Source organism: Bifidobacterium samirii (assembly GCF_003952945.1).
Taxonomy (GTDB): Bacteria; Actinomycetota; Actinomycetes; order Actinomycetales; family Bifidobacteriaceae; genus Bifidobacterium; species Bifidobacterium samirii.
In genome coordinates this window covers 1-18,660 of the sequence record NZ_QXGK01000015.1, presented here as the reverse complement: position 1 = coordinate 18,660, position 18,660 = coordinate 1, and the positions used below count along the sequence as shown (strand labels likewise).

At 67.5% G+C, this 18,660-nt stretch carries 12 protein-coding genes; 6 read left to right on the top strand and 6 right to left on the bottom strand.

The window, feature by feature from the left end; genetic code table 11:
* Positions 1 to 263 precede the first annotated feature (263 nt).
* The gene (locus D2E24_RS10330) at positions 264 to 425 is read right to left on the bottom strand and encodes a hypothetical protein (RefSeq protein WP_164521058.1); all 162 of its coding nucleotides are present in this window, start codon (positions 423 to 425) and stop codon (positions 264 to 266) included.
* Positions 426 to 446: 21 nt separating this feature from the next.
* Here D2E24_RS10330 and D2E24_RS07420 point away from each other — a divergent pair, with 21 nt between their 5' ends.
* Positions 447 to 2,066, top strand: a complete 1,620-nt coding sequence (locus D2E24_RS07420) for a coiled-coil domain-containing protein (RefSeq protein ID WP_125968710.1) — start codon at positions 447 to 449, stop codon at positions 2,064 to 2,066.
* A 76-nt stretch (positions 2,067 to 2,142) separates the two neighbouring features.
* Here D2E24_RS07420 and D2E24_RS07415 read toward each other — a convergent pair whose 3' ends face one another.
* From D2E24_RS07415 to D2E24_RS07400, 5 genes are all read right to left on the bottom strand, one after another.
* Positions 2,143 to 6,243 (bottom strand): UvrD-helicase domain-containing protein, encoded by a 4,101-nt coding sequence (locus D2E24_RS07415; protein WP_125968709.1) that lies wholly within the window; start codon positions 6,241 to 6,243, stop codon positions 2,143 to 2,145.
* Positions 6,240 to 9,824: a PD-(D/E)XK nuclease family protein gene (locus tag D2E24_RS07410; protein WP_164521057.1), complete on the bottom strand. Its 3,585-nt coding sequence runs from the start codon at positions 9,822 to 9,824 to the stop codon at positions 6,240 to 6,242. The genes D2E24_RS07415 and D2E24_RS07410 overlap by 4 nt, the downstream gene beginning before the upstream one ends.
* 140 nt (positions 9,825 to 9,964) lie before the next feature.
* The gene (locus tag D2E24_RS10325) at positions 9,965 to 10,540 is read right to left on the bottom strand and encodes a hypothetical protein (RefSeq protein WP_164521056.1); all 576 of its coding nucleotides are present in this window, start codon (positions 10,538 to 10,540) and stop codon (positions 9,965 to 9,967) included.
* Positions 10,521 to 11,327 (bottom strand): hypothetical protein, encoded by an 807-nt coding sequence (locus tag D2E24_RS07405; RefSeq protein ID WP_125968707.1) that lies wholly within the window; start codon positions 11,325 to 11,327, stop codon positions 10,521 to 10,523. Before D2E24_RS07405 ends, D2E24_RS10325 begins: the two co-directional genes overlap by 20 nt.
* Positions 11,328 to 11,357: 30 nt before the next feature.
* Positions 11,358 to 11,672, bottom strand: a complete 315-nt coding sequence (locus D2E24_RS07400; protein WP_125968706.1) for a hypothetical protein — start codon at positions 11,670 to 11,672, stop codon at positions 11,358 to 11,360.
* Between the two features lie 320 nt (positions 11,673 to 11,992).
* Here D2E24_RS07400 and D2E24_RS07395 point away from each other — a divergent pair, with 320 nt between their 5' ends.
* The 5 genes from D2E24_RS07395 (at position 11,993) to D2E24_RS07375 (ending at position 18,465) form a co-directional block, all read left to right on the top strand.
* Complete coding sequence (locus D2E24_RS07395; protein WP_125968705.1) at positions 11,993 to 13,234, top strand: zinc-ribbon domain-containing protein; 1,242 nt, start codon at positions 11,993 to 11,995, stop codon at positions 13,232 to 13,234.
* Positions 13,221 to 15,731 (top strand): zinc-ribbon domain-containing protein, encoded by a 2,511-nt coding sequence (locus D2E24_RS07390; RefSeq protein WP_125968704.1) that lies wholly within the window; start codon positions 13,221 to 13,223, stop codon positions 15,729 to 15,731. Before D2E24_RS07395 ends, D2E24_RS07390 begins: the two co-directional genes overlap by 14 nt.
* Positions 15,732 to 15,957: 226 nt before the next feature.
* Positions 15,958 to 17,145, top strand: coding sequence for a zinc ribbon domain-containing protein (locus tag D2E24_RS07385; protein WP_125968703.1), 1,188 nt, complete (start codon positions 15,958 to 15,960; stop codon positions 17,143 to 17,145).
* Positions 17,146 to 17,271: 126 nt separating this feature from the next.
* Positions 17,272 to 18,090, top strand: coding sequence for a hypothetical protein (locus tag D2E24_RS07380; RefSeq protein WP_125968702.1), 819 nt, complete (start codon positions 17,272 to 17,274; stop codon positions 18,088 to 18,090).
* Between the two features lie 3 nt (positions 18,091 to 18,093).
* Positions 18,094 to 18,465 carry a hypothetical protein gene (locus tag D2E24_RS07375; protein WP_125968701.1) on the top strand — a complete coding sequence of 124 codons (372 nt, stop codon included), beginning with the start codon at positions 18,094 to 18,096 and terminating at the stop codon, positions 18,463 to 18,465.
* Positions 18,466 to 18,660 lie beyond the last annotated feature (195 nt).

Below are 18,660 nucleotides of genomic sequence, written 5' to 3'. Positions count from 1 at the left end.
GCCATGGGCGCGGCGGCTCTGGACCGCATGGCGGCGCGGCGACAAGCCGATGCCGTCGTTCACCGTCGGAGACGCGACGGGCCGCACGCGCGTACAGGTGCGCGGCGAGGACCGGCGCATCCGCGACGACGACGGACACACCATCCAATGGGCGTGCCGCATCGAGGAACGCACCATAGTCGCCGAAGACGCCGCCGACGACGGCCAAGGCCACGGCGGCGGACTGCGGCCGCTGCCGCGCATCCGACGCACCGACATCGCCCTCACCGGCCGCGCCGCACGACGACACGGACACCGCCATCCGCACCATCGACGCCGACGACCTGTGGCACATCGTCGCCGACCGGCGCCGCGACTTCCCGGTCGCCGTCATCGGACTGGACGCCGCCGACGGCACGCCCCTCATCGACCCGCACGCCCTCCACGCCACGCTCTTCCCCGACGTCATGATCTGCACCCCCGACAGCCGCCGCGCCATGCAGGCCATCCGACGCACCTTCGACACGCACCTGCCCGGATCATCGCCACGACAGGACAGCATCCGCATCTACGCACCCCGGCCGGCGCTCGCCGACCAAGGCATCGACGCCGACGACGACCCCGTGCGCATGCGCGCCGCCGCACACGAACTCGGCCGCCACCACACCATCACCGGCACGCAGATCGCCGCGTGCCGCGCCGCCGCCGGCACCGGTACACGGACCGGCGACACCGGCACGCAGGCCGATGCCGCAACCGCGCCGGCCGACAGACACGACCCGGCGATCGGACTGCTCGCCGCACTCGTGGACGACACCGCAGCCGATGACGCCAACGCCGCAGACGACCCGACCGTCGACACCATCGCCGCCATCCAGGACCACGAGACGGCGCTCGCCAAGCTCGCCGCAGCCGAACGCCGCACCGCCGCCGCACAGGCCCACGCCGACAAGACCGAACGACGACTGCGCGACAAGGACCATGCGCTCGCCGAACAGCGCCGACAGGCGGAACACGACCGCGAACGCCACGACGCCGCAGCCAAACGCTTCGACGACGAACGCGGACGACTCGCCGTCAGCATCGACGGCCTCGAACAGGCGAACCGGAAACTGCGCAGAAACCTCGCCGACGAACGCCGCCGCGCCGCCGACCTGACCGCCCAGCTCGCCGCGGTACGCGAACGACTCAACGCGCGGACGGATACGGGCGACGCCGACGGCGCCGCGGACACGGCCGCGACAGCCGGCACGAATCGGACGAATCGGACGAACGGAACGAATACGGAAGGCACGCCTGCCGTCGCAGACACCGGCAGACACGACACCGACGGCGTCGGCGACACCGCCGACACCGCGGCATCCGACCGCGACGACCTGCTGCACATGGCGCTCGCCGACAACACGGACCTGATGGCGGAGAACCGGCGACTGGAGGAAGGCAACGACGATCTGGCGCATCGGAACGCGGAACTGAACCACACGGTCGAACGGCTCACGCGCGCGCTCGACGCGGCCCGGAAGAACGCGGACACGGACACGGCCTCCATCCTGGACGAGGTACGTTCGCGCATCCCCGCCGACCTGCCGCAGATGCTCGCGACGAACAGCCGCAACCTCAACGGGCGGAACGCCGAGGCGATCGTACGCCTGTTCGCGGCGCTCTACCCGGACCGCATTCGCATCCACGAGAGCGCATGGCGCACGCTGCGCGAGTGCATCACCAAGCCGGCGCTGGTCTGGCAAGGCATGCATCTGGCGTGCACGGTCGCATACGACGTGTACGCGGGGGAGCCCGGGCGAGGCAACCCGGGCACGCTGTTCCGTGCCGACCCGTCCGTGGGCGGGTTCGAGCTCGCCGAGAACGAAGGCCCGCAGACCCACAACGACGCCTCCTACATGCGCATCCGGGAGATCGACGACGGCGGGCGTCGGCTTACCGCCGAACCGCACCTGCGCATCGGGAACAAGGAGGACGAGTCGTCGCTGCGCATCTACTTCGCGTGGAACCCCGACGACCGGCATATCGTGATCCGCGCCGTCGGCCGGCACTTGGAGAACTACACGACACGCACCGGGAAACGGTGAGGGCGTGGTCCGAAGGCGGGGATGCCGCTCTGGTGGGCGGGCGGATCGCATGGGGATGTGGTCCGCCCGTCGTCCGTCAGTGCGGAGTCACGTCGATGAGACGCCGGCCGGCGAGTCCGACCAGCCAGCGCTGCGTGACCGTATACCCCGGGTAGAGCCGTTCCAGCGCCTCGGCGTACAGCGCCTGCTGGCCGATGTAATCGTCGCGCAGGCGTCGGCACCACGATGCGGGATCGTCGCGTTCGTCGTCGCGCATCGCGTCGGTCTTGTAGTCGAACAGCACGATGGTGCGCGTCGCGTCGTCCACGTAGTAGCCGTCGATGACGCCGCGCACGACGATGCCGTCGCCGTCGTCCCCGGTATGCGCCGGGCGGGATGCGCCGCCGGATGCGATGGCACGCAGCCCGTCGTCGTCGAGCAGCAGCGAGAACGGGGCTTCGCGGAACAGTCGTCCGCGATGCGCGCGGATGCCGTCGGCCAGCGTCCGCACGCCGCCGTCGGCCGCGGGGGCGGCGGACCCGTCGCCGCCGGCGCACACGAACCACATCATCGCGTCGAACAGCGGCCCCTCCTCGATCCGGCGGGCGACCGGCTCGGCGATGATCCGGGAGTCGGCGAGCCGGTGCAGCACCGTGAGCAGCTGCGCGGCGCACAAGCGCGCATCCGTCGGAGTGGACCAGTCGAACTGTTCGAGCACGTTGTGCACGCTCGTGCCGATCTCGGCCGCGGACGGGCCCGCACCATGCCCGGTGAGGAACGACGGCAGCGGGTAGGCGGCGAACCGCCACGACCGCTCGTCCGCGTCGGGACGGACCCCGGGGGCGACGGCGTCGGATGCGCCGGCCGCGTCGTCGTCGGCGATCGCGTCGGCGGCTGCGTCCGGATCGTCCGAATCGCCGGCTCCGACGGCCTGCGCCCAGCTGCGGATGCCCGACGCGTTGAGCGTCAGCGGGCGGCGCGACGCGTCCGGCACACGCTCATCGACCGACAGGAATCCGTCCGGCGACGGACGTTGCATCACGAGACCGTCGGCCAACGCGTCGTCGCCCGGCAGGATGCGCATGACGGCAGGACCGGCGTCGTCCCACCTGCGGATGACGCGGCCGGGGATGTCGCCGGCGTCCGTGTCCTCGGCCAGTCCGTCGGGTATCGCGATGAGGCCGTCCGCTGACTTCACGCCCTGCAGATCCTGCGTGTCGCCGTGGTGGGCGGCCGTCAGCAGCGCCTTAAGGATCCAGTTCATGTACGTGGGGGCGTCGAGGATGTCGCGCGTGCTCATGGCGCCGTCGTCGCGCACCCGCTCCACATGGGTTCCCTCCAGTACGGCGTCGAACCCTTTCTGGCAGGTGCCGGCGACGATGAGCCGTCGTTCGGGGCGGGTGAGCGCCACGTACAGCAGGCGCAGCTGCTCGTCGACGCTCTGCCGTTTCGCCAGCGAGGCCAGATGCCGGCGCTGGAACGTGTCCATCGCGCTGCCCGCATGGTCGGAGGCGAGCCGACAGGCGGCGACGCCATGGTCCGGGTCGCCGGGCCTGGGCACGGTCACGAACCGCGGCAGGTTGCCTTCGTTGAACGACGCCGAGGTCGCGTCGGCGAGGATCACGACCTTCCACTGCAGGCCCTTGGCCTTGTGGATCGTGGTCAGATGCACCGCGTCGCCGGTGGCGAGCGTCGTCGCCTCCGCGCGCACGTCCTTGTCGTCGTTGGCCTGCCACCGGTCGACGGCCCGGAGGAACGCGGGGATGCCGCGATCTCCGGTATCGGAGGCCGCGCGCGCCTTGACGCACAGCTGGGCGAGGTTCGCCTGACGGCGGCGGCCGTCCGGCAGTCCGCCGCAGTAGTCGTACCATCCGGTCTGCGTGTAGATGCGCCACAGCAGCGCGTCGACCGGATGCGTCGCGGCGAACGACCGCAGCGATTCCAACTGGTCGAGCAGCGCCCGCAGCGTGCCGATGTGCCCGGCCAGGGCGGCGGGCAGCGGCGACGGCAGCGGGAAACGCTCCGACGGGCGTGCGATCCGGTACAGGAGGCCGTAGTATCCGCCGTCGCCCAGTAGACGCATCGCCGCTAGGACGTTGTCGGGGATGCCGTGCGCGCGCATCAGCGCGACCAGCGGCACGTCCCGGTGCGGGTTGTCGATCGCGCGCAGCCAGTCCAGTGCGACCATGATCTCGGGCTTCGCGTAGAAGTCGCCCACGCCGTTGACCTCCACGTCGATGCCGGCCTCGACCAGCGCGGCGTGGAGGTCGCCGAACAGCTTCGTGCTGCGTTCCAGCACCGCGATGTCGCCGTACCGGTAGCCTTCCTCGTCGTGCAGGGCTCGGATGCGGCGGACGATCATATCGGCCTGCTGCTGGTCCGGCGTGATGCGCGGCAGTGCCGTCGTTCCGGCGCCGGCGGACGGGGCCGCGCCGCCGTCGGATTCCCCGTCGCCCTTGTTCCCGTCCTTGCCTGCGCCGGTATCGCGCACCAGCAGCTCCACGGCCGTCGCGTCGAACCGTTCCGGTGCGGCGGGGATGCGGAACCGGTCCTGCCGATAGTCGGCGCCGCCCATGTCCTTGCGCATGAGGTGGTCGAACACCGTGTTGACGAAGACGAGGATCTCGGGAACCGAGCGATGGTTCCGCACCAGCGTGGACCGGTGCTCGTCCGACACCTCGCGGCTTCTGCGCCGGAACTCCTCGGGCTGCGCGTAGCGGAACCCGTAGATGCTCTGCTTGACGTCGCCCACCATCGTCACCTTCGCGGCGTCCCGGCCGACCAAGTCGATGAACCGGTTCTGCAACGCGTTGTTGTCCTGGCATTCGTCCACGTATACGTACCGCCATTGCGCGGTGACGCGCCGGCGCACGTCGTCGCGCTCCAACGCCTTGAGGGCCAGATGCGCGATGTCGGAGAACTCCTGCACGGCCGCGCGGCGCTTCGCCTCCCGGTACTCCTGTTCGAACAGTCCCGTCAGCCGTACCAGTGTGTCGATGCGCCGCTCCAAGAGCGCGTCGATCGCATCCATGCGCGCGGCCGGCTGCGCGAACACGTCGTGCAGGTCGGCGACCGGGCCCTTGACGATGCCCTGCAGCGCCTCCATCGCGGTCTTGTTGCCGTCCGTGCCTTTGACGATGTCCGGGAACAGGTCGTCCACGATCGCGAAGTATCGGGCGTCGAACTTGTACAGTTGCCTGTCCTCGGGTTTCGTGCCCGGCTTGACCCTGATGGCGTCCAGGGCCGCGTCGACGGCGTCGAGCGCTTGGAACGCATCATCCCACGAGCCGGTCCGATACGCGTCGGTCACGTCGTCGATCGCGGCGAACACGGGGGCGAAGGCGCGGCTGGAGAGCAGCAGCGTCATGCCGTCGCGTGGATCGCGGTGCTTCTCGCCGAGTCCGGCGAGCGTGTCCGCGGTCCGTTGCCGCGTCTCTTCGATTTGCCTGCACAGGCCGTCCATCACGCCGTCGAGCGTCCAGCTGACGCCGAGCAGCGGGCTCCTGCCGTCGAATCGCACCCGGTACGGTTCCGACAGGTCGTCCAGCCATGCCAGGCCGTTCGGCTTGGTCTGCGCCAGATCGTACAGGCGCAGGATCTCGCCGGCGAGCATGCCGTCATGCTCGGCGCCGCCCGTGCTGTCGAGCAGGTCGAGGAACGCGTCATGCTCGGGATCGGACGGATCGTACCAGCGTTCGAACATCGCGTCGAGCACCTCATGCTGCATGCCGGCGCGGATCGCCTCGTCCGCCATGATCCGGTAGCCCGGGTCGATGCCGAGCGTGTCGGCGTTACGGTCCACGATGTGCTTGTCGAGCGCGTCGATCGTGCTGATCTGCGTGCTCGGCAGCTCGTCGGCCGCCTTCGCGAACACGGCCTCGGCCAGTCGCGGATCCCGTACGATCATGCGGGCGAGATCGCCGTCGTCGCCGCCGATCAGATACCGGTCGTCGTGCAGCGGCTCGCCGCCGTCCATGTACGAGCGCGCATAGTCGACGGCGAAGTCGATGTTGCGGGCGAGCTTGGCGCGCAGTTCCGCGGCCGCGGCGATCGTGAACGTGACGATCAGCGATTCGCGGATGGACGCATGCGCGTCGCCGCGGGCGCGTTCCAGCAGGTCGGCCATCACGTCCTGCAGCAGTCGCGTCGTCTTGCCGGTGCCGGCCGACGCGCTGATGAAATACCGGTTGTCGTTCACAGTTCCTCCTCCAGATCCATCGTGACGTCGTCCTCGGCGAACGGAACGCCGGACAAGGGAAGCACCCAGTCCTCGCTCTCACGGCGTCGCCGTTCCGCCGCGGCGAGCAGCTCCTCGAACGATACGGGAGGCTGCCTGTACCAGACCCGTTCGTCCAGCAGATCCAACGCCATCACATCCGGATAGTCGCTGAACCTCATGCCGTCGTGTTTGCCCTCAGCGCCATCGGCGGTCATCTCCCGGTACGGGCGCACCGGCATCACCCCATAGAGGATGCACTGGCACGCGTCGGCGATCCTGCGCCACGCAAAGTCGCGCAGCAGATCCAGCTCCTCGACCGTCAGCCGCCGCGTGGGCAATCCAGGCGCCGTCTGACCGGGGTGATACCACCGTCCTACGAGCGCGCCGGCCGATGCCAGATCCAACGGTTTCGGATCCGCCGGCCGCAGCCCGGTGTCGCCGACGGTCCGGTCGGCATCCTCCTGCGACGGTCCGGCCGACGTCAGATCGGCAAGACGGGCCTTATTGTCGGACTCGGCGCGGAACGACAGGAACATCATGCCGGCAAGCGGCTGAAGATCCTCGCCGGATGCGTCCAGGGCGCTCGCATAGGTGAGCAGCTGCAGCTCATGCCCGTAATATATGGGCGTGCCCTCCTGCTTCCTCGAGCCGAACAGCGCATGATCGGACGACTTGTAGTCGATCACCAGCGACCCCGCATGCCCGTCCCGTTCGATGCGGTCGATGCGGTCGACCTTGCCGCGCACGCGCAAGGTCACTTCGACGTCATCCTCATCCTCGGCCGTCTCGCCGACGATGACATCCGTCAGCGCCGGCCAATCCGCGCGGACGCCGCGTATGTCGCCGTACTGGCGTTCCGTGGCCAGCGGCACGTCGACGAGCGGCGGCTCCGGCGACTTCGCCTTGGACCGTTTCCTGCCGGACTCTCCCGATCCGCCCTCATACAGCAGGCCCTTCTGCCATGCTTCGACCGTCCGGTCGAAGCGGCGCAGGAACGCGCGCAGCGTATGCCGCAGCTGCTCGTGCACGGCGCGCATGCGTTGGCTGGACGCGAGAATCGCGAAGCGGGGATCCTCCTCCACCAGCGTCGTCGCCGGCAGATCGACGCCCGCGATCGGCTCGGGACGGAAATCCAGCCGGGAGAACAGGTCGACCAGCGCTGCATCCGACTTCAACGCACCGCCATCCCGGTACGCGGCGGGAACGGCGGCCGGACCACCAAGCCGGGCCGCGGCGATCCGCACGCCGACGACACGCTCCAGCACCGCATGACAGAAACTGCCCCGAAGCGCCGCATCGAACTCGAACGGCTCCAACGGCTTCACCCGAAGACCACGGGACAGGAACAGCTCGAACGGATTGCCATAGAACGACTGCACCGCCGACACCGACGTATCGAACACGCGCGGCGAACCGGGATCGTCCGAATTCTCAAGCCGCGTGAATAGATCCAGCATGATCGCGGAATCCAGGAACCGGTCCACGTCGCACAACGTCAACAGATGAGCCACGGCCGCGGACGCATCCGGCAGATCGTCGATCGTCGGCACGGCATCCACAACGCCCGCGGCACCCGCCACGGACCGGACGTCCCCGTCCGCCCCGGCCAGCAGGTCGGCCACGAACGGCGACAGCGCCTGCGCGGCCCCGCCCGCAGACCGCGGACACAGGAACGTCAGCGAACCCGCATACCGCACCACACGATCGAACGCCAGCACTTCACGCCGCGCCTTCGCCTGCACCGTACCCGCACGCAGGCCCGCCGCCGCAACCCGCCGGCCTTGCCGTTCCAACGAGTCGGCGAGCGCCAGCCGCTCCGACTCGTCCAACAGGCCCGTCTCGCCGGGAACCGCCGGCACCTGCGCGGCGCTCGCACCCAGCACGAACACATGCCGGTATGGGCGCATCGCCGTCGGAAACGCGACCACATCCACCGCATTCGACGCCCTCGACTGCGCCTGCGCCGGCTGCTCCGCCAGCAACGTCTCCAGATTCGCCCGGAACGTCGGACGGAAATCGGCGAACGGCTCATCGCCGAACCGTTCGACCAGCGCATCGAACTCGCGCATCACCAGATTCCACACCGTGCGCGTCTGCGCGAACAGGCGCTTGTGCGCCTCGTGGTGCAGACGCTCGCCATCGGGCTCGGCGGCGCGCGCGTCGTCGTCGAGGATCTCGGCCCACGACCGGTTCACGCCCACATCGGTGAGGAAGCGCACCATGTCGGCGAGCGCGTCGCACACCGTGCGCGCTTCGCCGCCGTCGGCGCCCATGAACGCCGGGCGCGCCTCATCGATCAGCGATCTCATGCGGCGGACCGTGTCGTCGAGCCGGTCGGAGCCGGTCGCGCACGCCCAGACGCGCGTCGGGTCGGATTCGACCAGCGCGTCCGCGACGCGGTCCATGTCACGGTTCCGGAACCGGTAGCCGCCGCGAAGCAGATGGGAGCGGAACACATGCATCAGGACGCGCTCGTCCGGAACGTCGGCGTAGAGACGTTCGTCGAGCAGCGCTAGCAGCAGCAGGGCGAGCGGCTGGTCGGCCAGCGTGGCCGGGGCGGTCGCGTTCACCGGGATCCCTTGGTAGGAGAATTCGTCCGCGAGCATCGCCCGGTACGATCCGAGATCGCGGGTCGTGACCATGACGTCGCCGTAGGAGAACGGCTCGCCGGCCTGCGCGGCCCGGTCGCGCAGGCCGGCGATCATGGCGGCGGCCTGACGTACCTCGTCGCATTCGTCCACGGCACGGTAGACATGAGGAGCGGCGGCGGGATGCAGCAGGGGAGGAAGGGTGCCGTCCGTCGGATGGCCGGCCTCGCGGGACGCCGGGGACGACGGATCCGCCGAGCCGGTCGCGGGGCGGATCGCATCGACGTAGTCGGGGACGCATCCGGTCTCCACGGCGAGCACGCAGTCGGCGTGTTCGGCGAGCGCGGCCGCGACCCGCATCTCGTCGGCGCTCAGCCGCTCGAATCCGTACAGGTAGACGTGCAGGCCACGGCCGTGCTCCCGGACCCACGGCACGATGACGCCCGCATTGGAGCCGGGCGTCGTGAACTCGCCGAATTCGCCATACACCAGGCCGAGCAGCTTCGACAGGGCGTGCAGACGTTCGTCCGCGTCGGGCATACGGTCGATGTCGTCGGGGCGGACGCCCGCCTCGATCAGTTCGGCCACCTGCGCGGCGAACTGGTTGGCCGAGCCGAACGTGTCGCCCGCCTGCCGGAACGTCCGCTGGTCGCGGCGCATGCGCGACGCGAGGAACGCGCGCAGCGTGAACGTGCTCACCATGGGTTTCGCATAGCGTCCGTCGTACCGGTTGCCGACCACCGACCGGGCCATGCTCGTGAACGAATGCGCCTCGACCGTCACGCCCGGCCGCCCGGTGGGATGGTCGCGCAGATGGGCGAGCGTACGCCGTTCCGCATACGGGCGCAGTCGCGCCGGCGTGATGAGGACGAAGCGTCCGTCGGCGTCGTCCGCGGCGGCGATGTCCGACGCGGCGCGTGCGATCAGCCGGTCCAGTGCATCGTCGCCGTCGGTTTCCGATATGTGCAGCATGAAGCCCCCTTGCGTCATATCCGTGCTTTCTGCCAATGTACTCGCCTTGTGCGGCGAAACGGTCGCCATCTCATGTCGTGGCGTGTTCCGCCCGTTGCCGGAACGTGCCGGAACGTGCGGAACGTGCCGGCTCATCGCCGTCACCTCCCGACGATCGGCCCCCAGTCCTGGATCGTGTGGCGAGGCGGCAGCTCGCCGTTCAGCAGGAAGCGGGCGATCTCCATGTCGGGCGTGCGGCGGTCCATCGTGTCGCACAGGTAGCCGAGGTTGAGGGCGAAGTGCCGCGGACAGTAGTAGTACGTGTCCAGCCGTTCCCCATCGTCGCCGGGATCGGACGACGTCGCCTTGATGTAGTATTCCGGCCTCTCGTGGCATTCGATGTCGTCCGCGTCCACAGGGTGGCGCAGGTCGGCGAAGTCCTCGTCCGTGTCGATGCCGCCGTAGGCGTACACGCACTGCGGTTCGTCGTCCCCGTCATCGTCGTCCTCGACCGGAGGCAGGCCGGTGTCGTCGTCCATGAAGCGTGCGATCACCTCGTCGAAGTAGACGACGGACGGCAGCGTCGCCGTGGGGGAGGCCACGTTGACGTTCCTGATGCGCGCCGCCGCATCCGTCATCGGCTGGACGGCGTGCGTGGCGCCGGCTGCGGTGCCGGCTGCGACGGCGGGGATTGCGGTACCTGTATCGAAGGTCATGTCAGCGGCTGTTGCGGTCATATTCCTTGGTCCTTTCCTTGAGCTCCTCGATCGCCTTGCGCCAATCGGCGAAGCCGGCGGTCCTGCGCCGGTCGATGTGCCGGCCTAGCTCGTGGCTCCAGCGGGCGATGTCGTCGCGCAGCCGGTTCTCGTCGTAGGCGTCCTCGCATTCGTAGCGTTCGTGCCCGTTACGGCTTCGGTAGCTGCTGCGGTGCGCCGCCGGCAGCGCGCGGATCGTCATCACGTCGTCGTCGCCGAGGATGAATTCGACCCGCATGCCGACGGCGAGCGGGAGCACGAGTCCGGTGGTGCGCTCGATGATTGCGTACAGTTCCGGCTGCGCCTCGGCCGGATCGTCGGTGAGCATGCCGTCGCGCAGCGCGGTCCCGTAGTCGAGCATGTCCCAGAGCCGTTCGACATGCGTGACGACGGGGGAGTCGGGCATGTCCGGGAACGCAGGTCGGAAGGCGACCTTCATCAGCGGGGTGAGCTGCCGCGTGTTGAGCCGGTAGCGCAGATACGGGATGTTGATCTGCTGGCGTGCGGGATAGTGGTCGTTCACGACGCGGCATCCGGTCGGGTCGGTGATCGTGCAGCGTTCGATCCACGTGCAGTCCCATGCGCCGTCGACGTCGCGCCGCGGGCGGCGGAAGTACATCGCGTCGAATCGCAGCGGCGTCTCGGCGGTGCGGCGCTGCATGAACTTGAGCGTCACGTCCAGATGGCTGGGGTAGGGGATGCCGAAATGCGCGCTGTGGCCGCGGCCGTCGGCGAGTTCGCTGAAATGACGGTTTCCCGATACGTCCATGATGGTGTCCTTTCCGGCTGTCGGAGTCGTCTATCGGAGGTCGGCATCGGGGTCGATGGGACCCTGGCCGGATGCGTCCATGAGCGCGCGGAGCGTGGCGAACGGGTTCGCGCCGAGCCCGTCACCGAAGTCGAGGTCGTCGTCGAAATCGTCGTCTTCGTCGTCGTCTTCGTCGTCGCCGTAGAAGGAGGCGAAGACGGCATCGGGTGACAGCTTGCCGATATCGAAGGAGTCGAAGAAATCGGTGTCGTTCTCCTCCGCGAGGCGGATCTCCTCGTCGCTCATCTCGAAGTCGTCGCTGCCGTTGATGCCGTTCGTAGCGTTGCCGCCCTTCTGCTGTGCCATGATGGCTCCTTTCCCGTGGTGCCGCCGCGGTTCCTCGATGCGACCGGCCGTTCCGATCGCCGCTGACGATGACAACCGGACAATCGATTCCGTCGCCTGCAGATGACCGGAGACACGCCTCGAATGATGCGGATTCCTCGGCGTGTCATCCGATTGTCCGGTTAGGAGGTGCGAACGTCTGCGTGCGGACGCCGTCCGCGGAAGGGCCCGTGCGACGCGCCGGAACGGACGTTCTGGTAGAACGGAACGATGGGGCGGCCGAAACCCGGCCTATCGAAGACGATGCACCCGGAGAAAGGGAGAAGATCATGAAATCATGCATGCCATGCGGAGCCGGCAATCCGGACGAGGCGAAGTTCTGCCGTCAATGCGGTGCGCCGTTCGCGGTTACACAGCCGGCGGCGACGGAGGCGGAACCGGACACGTCCGCAATGCAGCCGGACGAGCCGGTCGCCACGGCATCGGTCGAACCGGTCACCACGCCGTCGGACGAGTCGTCCGTGACGGCCACGCCCATCGCGCAGCCGATTGAGTCGCCGGTTCCTGCGGCGCAGCCGGATCAGCCGACGCAACCCGTCGCGCAGCCGATCGTGCCGCAGTACGGCCAGCCGTACGTGACGCCGGCGGATCGGCAGTACGCCCAGCCGCATCCGCAGCAGCCGGTCACGGACCAGCCGATGGCCACGCAGCCCATTCCGGTGCAGCCGGCCGTCCAGCCGCAACCGATGCCGTTCGTCCAGAACCAGTCGGTGCCGCAGTACGCCCAGCAGCCGATGCCGCAATACCCGCAGCAGTACCTGCAGCAGGGCATGCCGCAGTATGCACAGCCGGGCATGACTCAGCCGGGGATGCCCCCGCAGGGTGCCTCACAGCCGCAGGCCGGGACGAAGCCGATCATCACCCCGGAGATGAAGGCCGAGGCGCGCGCGTTCGGCGACTGGTTCAAGACGTTCTTCCTGCGCCCGAGCGAGGTCGGCGGCGGCAAGCCGTGGTATGCGCTCGTCGTGATCTTCGGCACCATGTTCCTGTCCGCCCTCGCCGCGACGGTCGAAATCGCCCACGGCGGCAGCGCGATGCTCGACATCGTGCCGTTCATGGACGGCTACTACATGAGGTCGGCCGTGAGAGAGGCAGCGCCGTTCGTGTGCATCGTGCTGTGGATCGTGTTCAGCCTCTACCAGTACGGGATGCTGCTGATCCTGCGCCTGATGCGCATGGTGATGGGTGATCCGGTCACGTTCCGCACGCTTCACGACGACTACGCGCACCGTCTGGCACCCTGGTTCGGCCTGTTCGCGCTGTCGGCCGTGGCCGCGCTCATCAATCTGGATGTGCTTGCGATCGTCCTGTGGGCGCTGGCCGTGCTCACGCAGAGCATGTGGATGATGGTGCTCGTCTACGAGGGCGAGGCCCATCGCAAGCTCGACTCGCAGTGGGTCAAGTTCCTGTGCGTGCTGCTGCAGATCGTGCTGAGCGCCGTCGTATTCGCCATCCTGGTGTCGGTGCTGTCCACGATCATCGGCGCGATCATTGCGGGGGCGATGCACAATGTTCTGTACTGAGTGCGGCAAGCCCAACGAGGCCGGCTCGCGGTTCTGTGTGAACTGCGGGCATCCCATTCCCGAACCAGAGCCCGAGTCGGCTCCTCCGACGGCCGCCGAAACCGCCGTCGAACCGATCGCCGAACCGGAAACCGATTCCACCGTTGCGTCGGACGTTGCGGTGTCCGTCGAATCGTCCGTCGAAACGGCGGCGGCATCGCCCGTCGCTGCGGAATCGTCCGCAGCGTCGTCGGATGAACCGGCCGCCGAACCGACGGACGATGCGGACGCCGAGCCATCGGCTGAACCGTCGGTCGAGCCTGCCGCCGCCCCGACCGCGGATGCGACCGCGGACGTCGCCGATACGGGCGTCGATACGTCTGCCGACGCATCCGGCGACACGGCGGTGCCGCCGTCCATCGCGCCCTCCTTCGCGCCGGAGCCGGCGGCGCCGGTCGCGCGTCCGATCCCGCTGGAACAGGTCGCCGACATGGGCGCTGAGGACGGCGGCGCTCCCGCACCTTCCGGCGGCGCGGCGGCGAAACGCCGTCCGCCGGTCGCGATGGTCGTCACCATCGTGGCGGCGCTCGTCGCGATCGCCGTATGCGCGGCCACGTTCGTCACGTACCGGATGGAACTGTGGGGGCCGCAGACCGTGCCGTCGATCGAGGCGTCGGACGCGTCCGACGTGGTCAAGCAGCTGGAGGCCAAGGGCTTCGTCGTCAGGAAGAAGCAGCAGTACAGCGGCGTGCGCAAGGGCGGCTACATCGGCATGGAAGGCGCCCAATCCGGCGAACGCCTCGCCAAGGGCACCGAAGTCACCGTCGTCGAATCGCTCGGTCCGGGCGTGCCCGAAGGCACGGTCGGGTCGACCGTGGAGGAGGCCGAGCAGTCGCTCAAGTCGATGGGCGTGAAGATCACCGAACACGAGGTCGTCTCCGACAGCCCCGGCAAGGTGACCGTCACCACGCCGGCGGACGGCCAGCCCGTCACCGACGAGAAGGACGGCATCCACCTCGGCGTCGGCGTCGAAGGCGACGGCATCCCCGTGGAGATCGCCGGCATGAACAAGGACGAGGCGAAGCGGACGCTGGCCGGCAAGGGCTACACGGTCACGCTTGAACCGCGGTTCAGCAGCCGGGAATACCTCGGCAAGATCACGGGTGCCGATCCCGGCATCGGCGTGAAGACCGACGAGACCGACGTCACCCTGTACTACGGCGTCGACGCGAGCGGACGATACGACGTGCTGACCACGACCTATGAGAACGACCCCTACGGGTCCGCCGACGCCGGCCATGCCGATCGTCTGGTCGGCCGGTACTGCACCGAGGATGGCGACTGTCTGTCGCTGAAGGAGGTCATACGATACGGCCTGACGATCGACGGCAACACCGACGGCAATTGGAACGATTCGCTGTCGCTCTGCCCCTACGCGCAGGCTCCGGGCGCTTGCACGCCGACGAATCTCGCCACGGACGGCGGATCCATGTCGAAGGATATGGCATACGCCCTGCTTTCCGGTGATACCGGAGCTTTCGAAGTGTATTCGGGCAGAGGCCTCGCCGACTGCGGTGCCGACGTCCAGCCGATTTCGCCAGGAGGCCGCTGCGATCATGGACATCTCGTCTCCGGCGAGAACGAAAGCGCGGGCGAAAGCACGGGACTGACCTATGACGCGAAGGAATTCCTCGTCTACATGCCGGTCGACGCGGACCTGTCCCAGCTGGAGAAAGACGGATATTTCGACGGTGAATCGGACTACACGCCGGATGCGGACCGTCCGTACATCATCCGTCGCAACAACGCCGAATACAAGACCGTGGAAGTCGATTCCGATGCGACCAGTCCGCAGTTCAATCCGTACACGCCGACCCGCGCCGGCAAGCCGGTCGCGTTCAAGGACGCGCCGAACAAGGACAACGTCTACTATCTGGTCGAAACGCCGATCGAATGGAACCGCATCGACGGCGTCGTGGCCGACGACGATGAGGACGAGACGGCTCCCGACTCCGCATCGGCGGCCGTGTTCGAACAGTTCGCCGGCGACTACATGTTCCTGTCCGGCAGCGGCGGCTGGGCCACCACGCTGACACTGGCCGCGGACGGCTCGTTCTCCGGCGAATACCATGACAGCGACATGGGCGTGACCGGCCCCGACTATCCGAACGGGGAACGTCGGGAGGCCGTGTTCTCCGGTCGGTTCTCGTCGGCGTCGAAGAACGACGACGGCACGTACACGCTGCAATGCGACGCCGACCGGCTCACCGTGCAGGGCGAGAAGGGCGACAGCTTCATCCGCGACGACACGCTCGTCACCATCGCGGACGTCTACGGCATGGAACCGTGTGGCTCGTTCACCGCGTATCCGAAAGGCTACGATTCGGCCAAGCTCAGCGACGACGTGAAGATGTGGAACGCCGGCAGCTACGACTTCACCACCGACGCGCCGCTGACCGTCAACATCCTGACCAACGACCACCAGCAGGAGTCGTTCTACTCGTGGAAACGCCAGTAGCCACCGGCGTCCGCCGGTCGGATCTACGAATCTGAAGGCCTCCCGTCTGTTTCAAACACAGACGGGAGGCCTTCTCTGTTGCCTTCTGCACCTTTTGCCGTTCGGCCGAACATGCCACGACACGCCGACGACGAGGACTTATCCGGTTGATTCTTACGTCGGCCCACACGCGGCAGACGCGCACGGGAACCATACCGTGCGAAACGACGGGATAGGAGGAAACGGAATGGTTGGTTTCATAAGCTGGCTGACGACGATCAACATCGAGGTCTGGGTATTCGTCGGACTGCTCATCCTGACGGCCAAGCGGAAGAAGAACGCCGAGCACAGGATCCTGTGCGGCGTCTGCGGTTTTCTGGGCGCGTTTCTGATCACGATGGGGCTGTCCCTCGGACTGGACCCGTTCCGATACATTCGCCGGCTGTCGGCCGCGGAGGCATCCGACTATCTGGGATCGCTGGGATCCTGGCTGATGTACCTCATCGGCGGATTCTTCGGTGCGGCCGGACTCGTCTTCCTGCTCGCCTGTCTCGGCCTGTCCATGACGGGCGGCCGCCGCTACGGTGCATCGACGTCCCCGAGGCCCACCGATATGGCCACTCCGACGCGGGAACAGTTCAACGCGCTGGGACAGCGTTACGGACTGGTGGCCGCCATGCAGAACGAGCAGCAGTATCACGGCTGGTATATGGCGGACTGCGACAACGGCGGCGAACCGGATGCCCTGTATGAGAACTCGAGGAACATCGACATCAACCAGCTGCACGCATCCGGCCTGCTGTACGGCAACCCGGGATCCGGACTGAACGCCTCCGGTTTCGGAACCGACGCCGTGACGTCAGGTCAGCGAGGCGAGCTTGGACTGGCTCGGATCATCGCCCACGAACAGCTTCCGGTCCTCTCCTTCTGGTCACTGTACGGCATGGATGATCAAGGCCGATGCGTCAATGCCGACATCGACTGCGTGCTGCTCGGCATCGATGCGGACCACCGCGTCCACGCGTGGTTCGTGGACGCGAAGAACTACAAGGGTGGCTCCGACACCAGCTACGTCAACGTCAACGAGAGGTGCCTCGCCCGCATCAGCAAGTCCCGTCGTGCCTTCGTCAAGGGTTCCGACGGCAAACCGTACATCACCATGAGCCGCAACATGGCGATGCAGCGCGAACGCTGGCAGGCGGCGCTCGCCCGTCACCGCGTCGATGCCCGCTGGATGGTGTGTATGGTTCCCGGCGGCCGTAACGGCATTCCGGACGTGAGCGACGCGAAGTGGGTCGGCGGCATCGCCGTCACCTCTCCGCGGGAATTGGTCGCATCCGTCAGGGCGGCGAACCTGATCAGCCCGAACGAACTGCCGTCCGACGTCGTCGACTTCTTCCGCGGCCGGGTGAAGCAGGTCGTCGCCGCCGCGTAAGCGACATGCCGGGGATCGGTTGTCCGGTCGTAATCAATGACGGCGATTCCGCCGGACGCCGGCACCGGTGTCCGGTGGAACGGAACACGGGTCGCGAGAAGCACGGCACCAATGAAAGGAACTCCGATGGAACACGATGAGGAACATGACGGCGGCTGCGTCTGCCATACGCAGGGACTGATCTGGGTGGACGACACCTCCGCCCGCGGCATGACGCGACTGCAGAAGGAATTCGACGGAATCGGGCCGATCATGCCGAAATTCACGATCCGCCCGTTCGCGTCGTTCGCATCCAGGAAACGCGACGAACTGGGCATCCCCCTGTTCTGCCATCTCATCGAACACCGGCATGAGGACGAACCGGACAAGATCCGGGTCCAGCATTACGGTTCGTCGGACCGCTGGGCGTTCGACCTGAGCGGGCTGCACCAGTGCGCACCCTACAACAACCTGTGCCTCGCCGATCTGTTCCTGCGCTACGAACGGCTGGACGATGGCCGGATCGCATTCGACCGGGAGCAATCCCACCAGTATTTCTCCGCGATGCGGCTCTCCCGCCTCGAAACGTTCGGCATGCTCGCGGAACCGGGACAGCGTCGCGAACCCGGCGTCGTCGCGCTCGTGGAGGAGCGGGCCGGACTGGTGCTGCCGCTGCCGCTCGGCTGCGTCGTGTCGTGGATGCACTTCGGCGACGGCTCTGGCGTGGAGATCGCCGTCTACGACGGCGCCGCCATGCGCCGGCGCATGGACCTCTATCCGGAGTACTGCGATGACGGGGCCGCGCTCAACGACGACGACATCGAACGTGACATCGCCGATTGCGTGGACGTCATCAAACGGCTGGAAAACGGCACGCTCTCACAATCGGAGCTACGGAACGCCATGCCGCGATACCCGTTCGCAGAACGTCGCGGCGACGGCGAAACCATCAAGGAAAGGAACTGAACCATGAGAACGGCAAGTCCCGCAACGGCGGTACGCGTCCGGACGACACTGTCCGTCGAAGAGACCCAGCAGGAATTCGACGACGAATTCGACGACATCATCCACGGAGGATACTTCGGCGATGATGACGGCAAGCCGCACGATGAAGGCTGTGAGTTCTACATCGGGGAATGCGACGAACTCGCCCGTTTCTGGGTGCTCGCATCCCGCAGCGAGGAGAAGCGCTACTACTGTCCGAAGCATTTCGCGCTGCTCCTGCACGACGTCATCGACGCGCTGTCATGCGCCGAATCCTTCGCGGACGTGAGCGAGATCGCCCAGCGTCGCGACGTGGTCCACACGTTCATCATCGAATGGGGCCGCACCGGCCGGTAGGAAGGAGACCGATGACCGATAGCAATATGAGAGAGATGTCCGCCAGTCGGAAGGCGAAGGCGGTTTCTCCGAGGTGCCTCATTTGAAAATGAGCGCGTAATCCGGAGTGGTGCCTCACCTGTGGTGAGCGTGAAATCCTAGTCCGCGTCGGCTTGTGGGGTTTCGTCGTCTTCCGGTTCGACGCCCGCGATCCGG

Excerpts from the sequence above, each read along its gene's own strand:
- D2E24_RS07420 (WP_125968710.1), top strand. The coding sequence starts at position 447 with ATGATCTGCACCCCCGACAGCCGCCGCGCCATGCAGGCCATCCGACGC.
- D2E24_RS07410 (WP_164521057.1), bottom strand. The coding sequence starts at position 9,824 with ATGCTGCACATATCGGAAACCGACGGCGACGATGCACTGGACCGGCTG.
- D2E24_RS10325 (WP_164521056.1), bottom strand. The coding sequence starts at position 10,540 with ATGACCGCAACAGCCGCTGACATGACCTTCGATACAGGTACCGCAATC.
- D2E24_RS07405 (WP_125968707.1), bottom strand. The coding sequence starts at position 11,327 with ATGGACGTATCGGGAAACCGTCATTTCAGCGAACTCGCCGACGGCCGC.
- D2E24_RS07400 (WP_125968706.1), bottom strand. The coding sequence starts at position 11,672 with ATGGCACAGCAGAAGGGCGGCAACGCTACGAACGGCATCAACGGCAGC.
- D2E24_RS07395 (WP_125968705.1), top strand. The coding sequence starts at position 11,993 with ATGCCATGCGGAGCCGGCAATCCGGACGAGGCGAAGTTCTGCCGTCAA.
- D2E24_RS07390 (WP_125968704.1), top strand. The coding sequence starts at position 13,221 with ATGTTCTGTACTGAGTGCGGCAAGCCCAACGAGGCCGGCTCGCGGTTC.
- D2E24_RS07385 (WP_125968703.1), top strand. The coding sequence starts at position 15,958 with ATGGTTGGTTTCATAAGCTGGCTGACGACGATCAACATCGAGGTCTGG.
- D2E24_RS07380 (WP_125968702.1), top strand. The coding sequence starts at position 17,272 with ATGGAACACGATGAGGAACATGACGGCGGCTGCGTCTGCCATACGCAG.
- D2E24_RS07375 (WP_125968701.1), top strand. The coding sequence starts at position 18,094 with ATGAGAACGGCAAGTCCCGCAACGGCGGTACGCGTCCGGACGACACTG.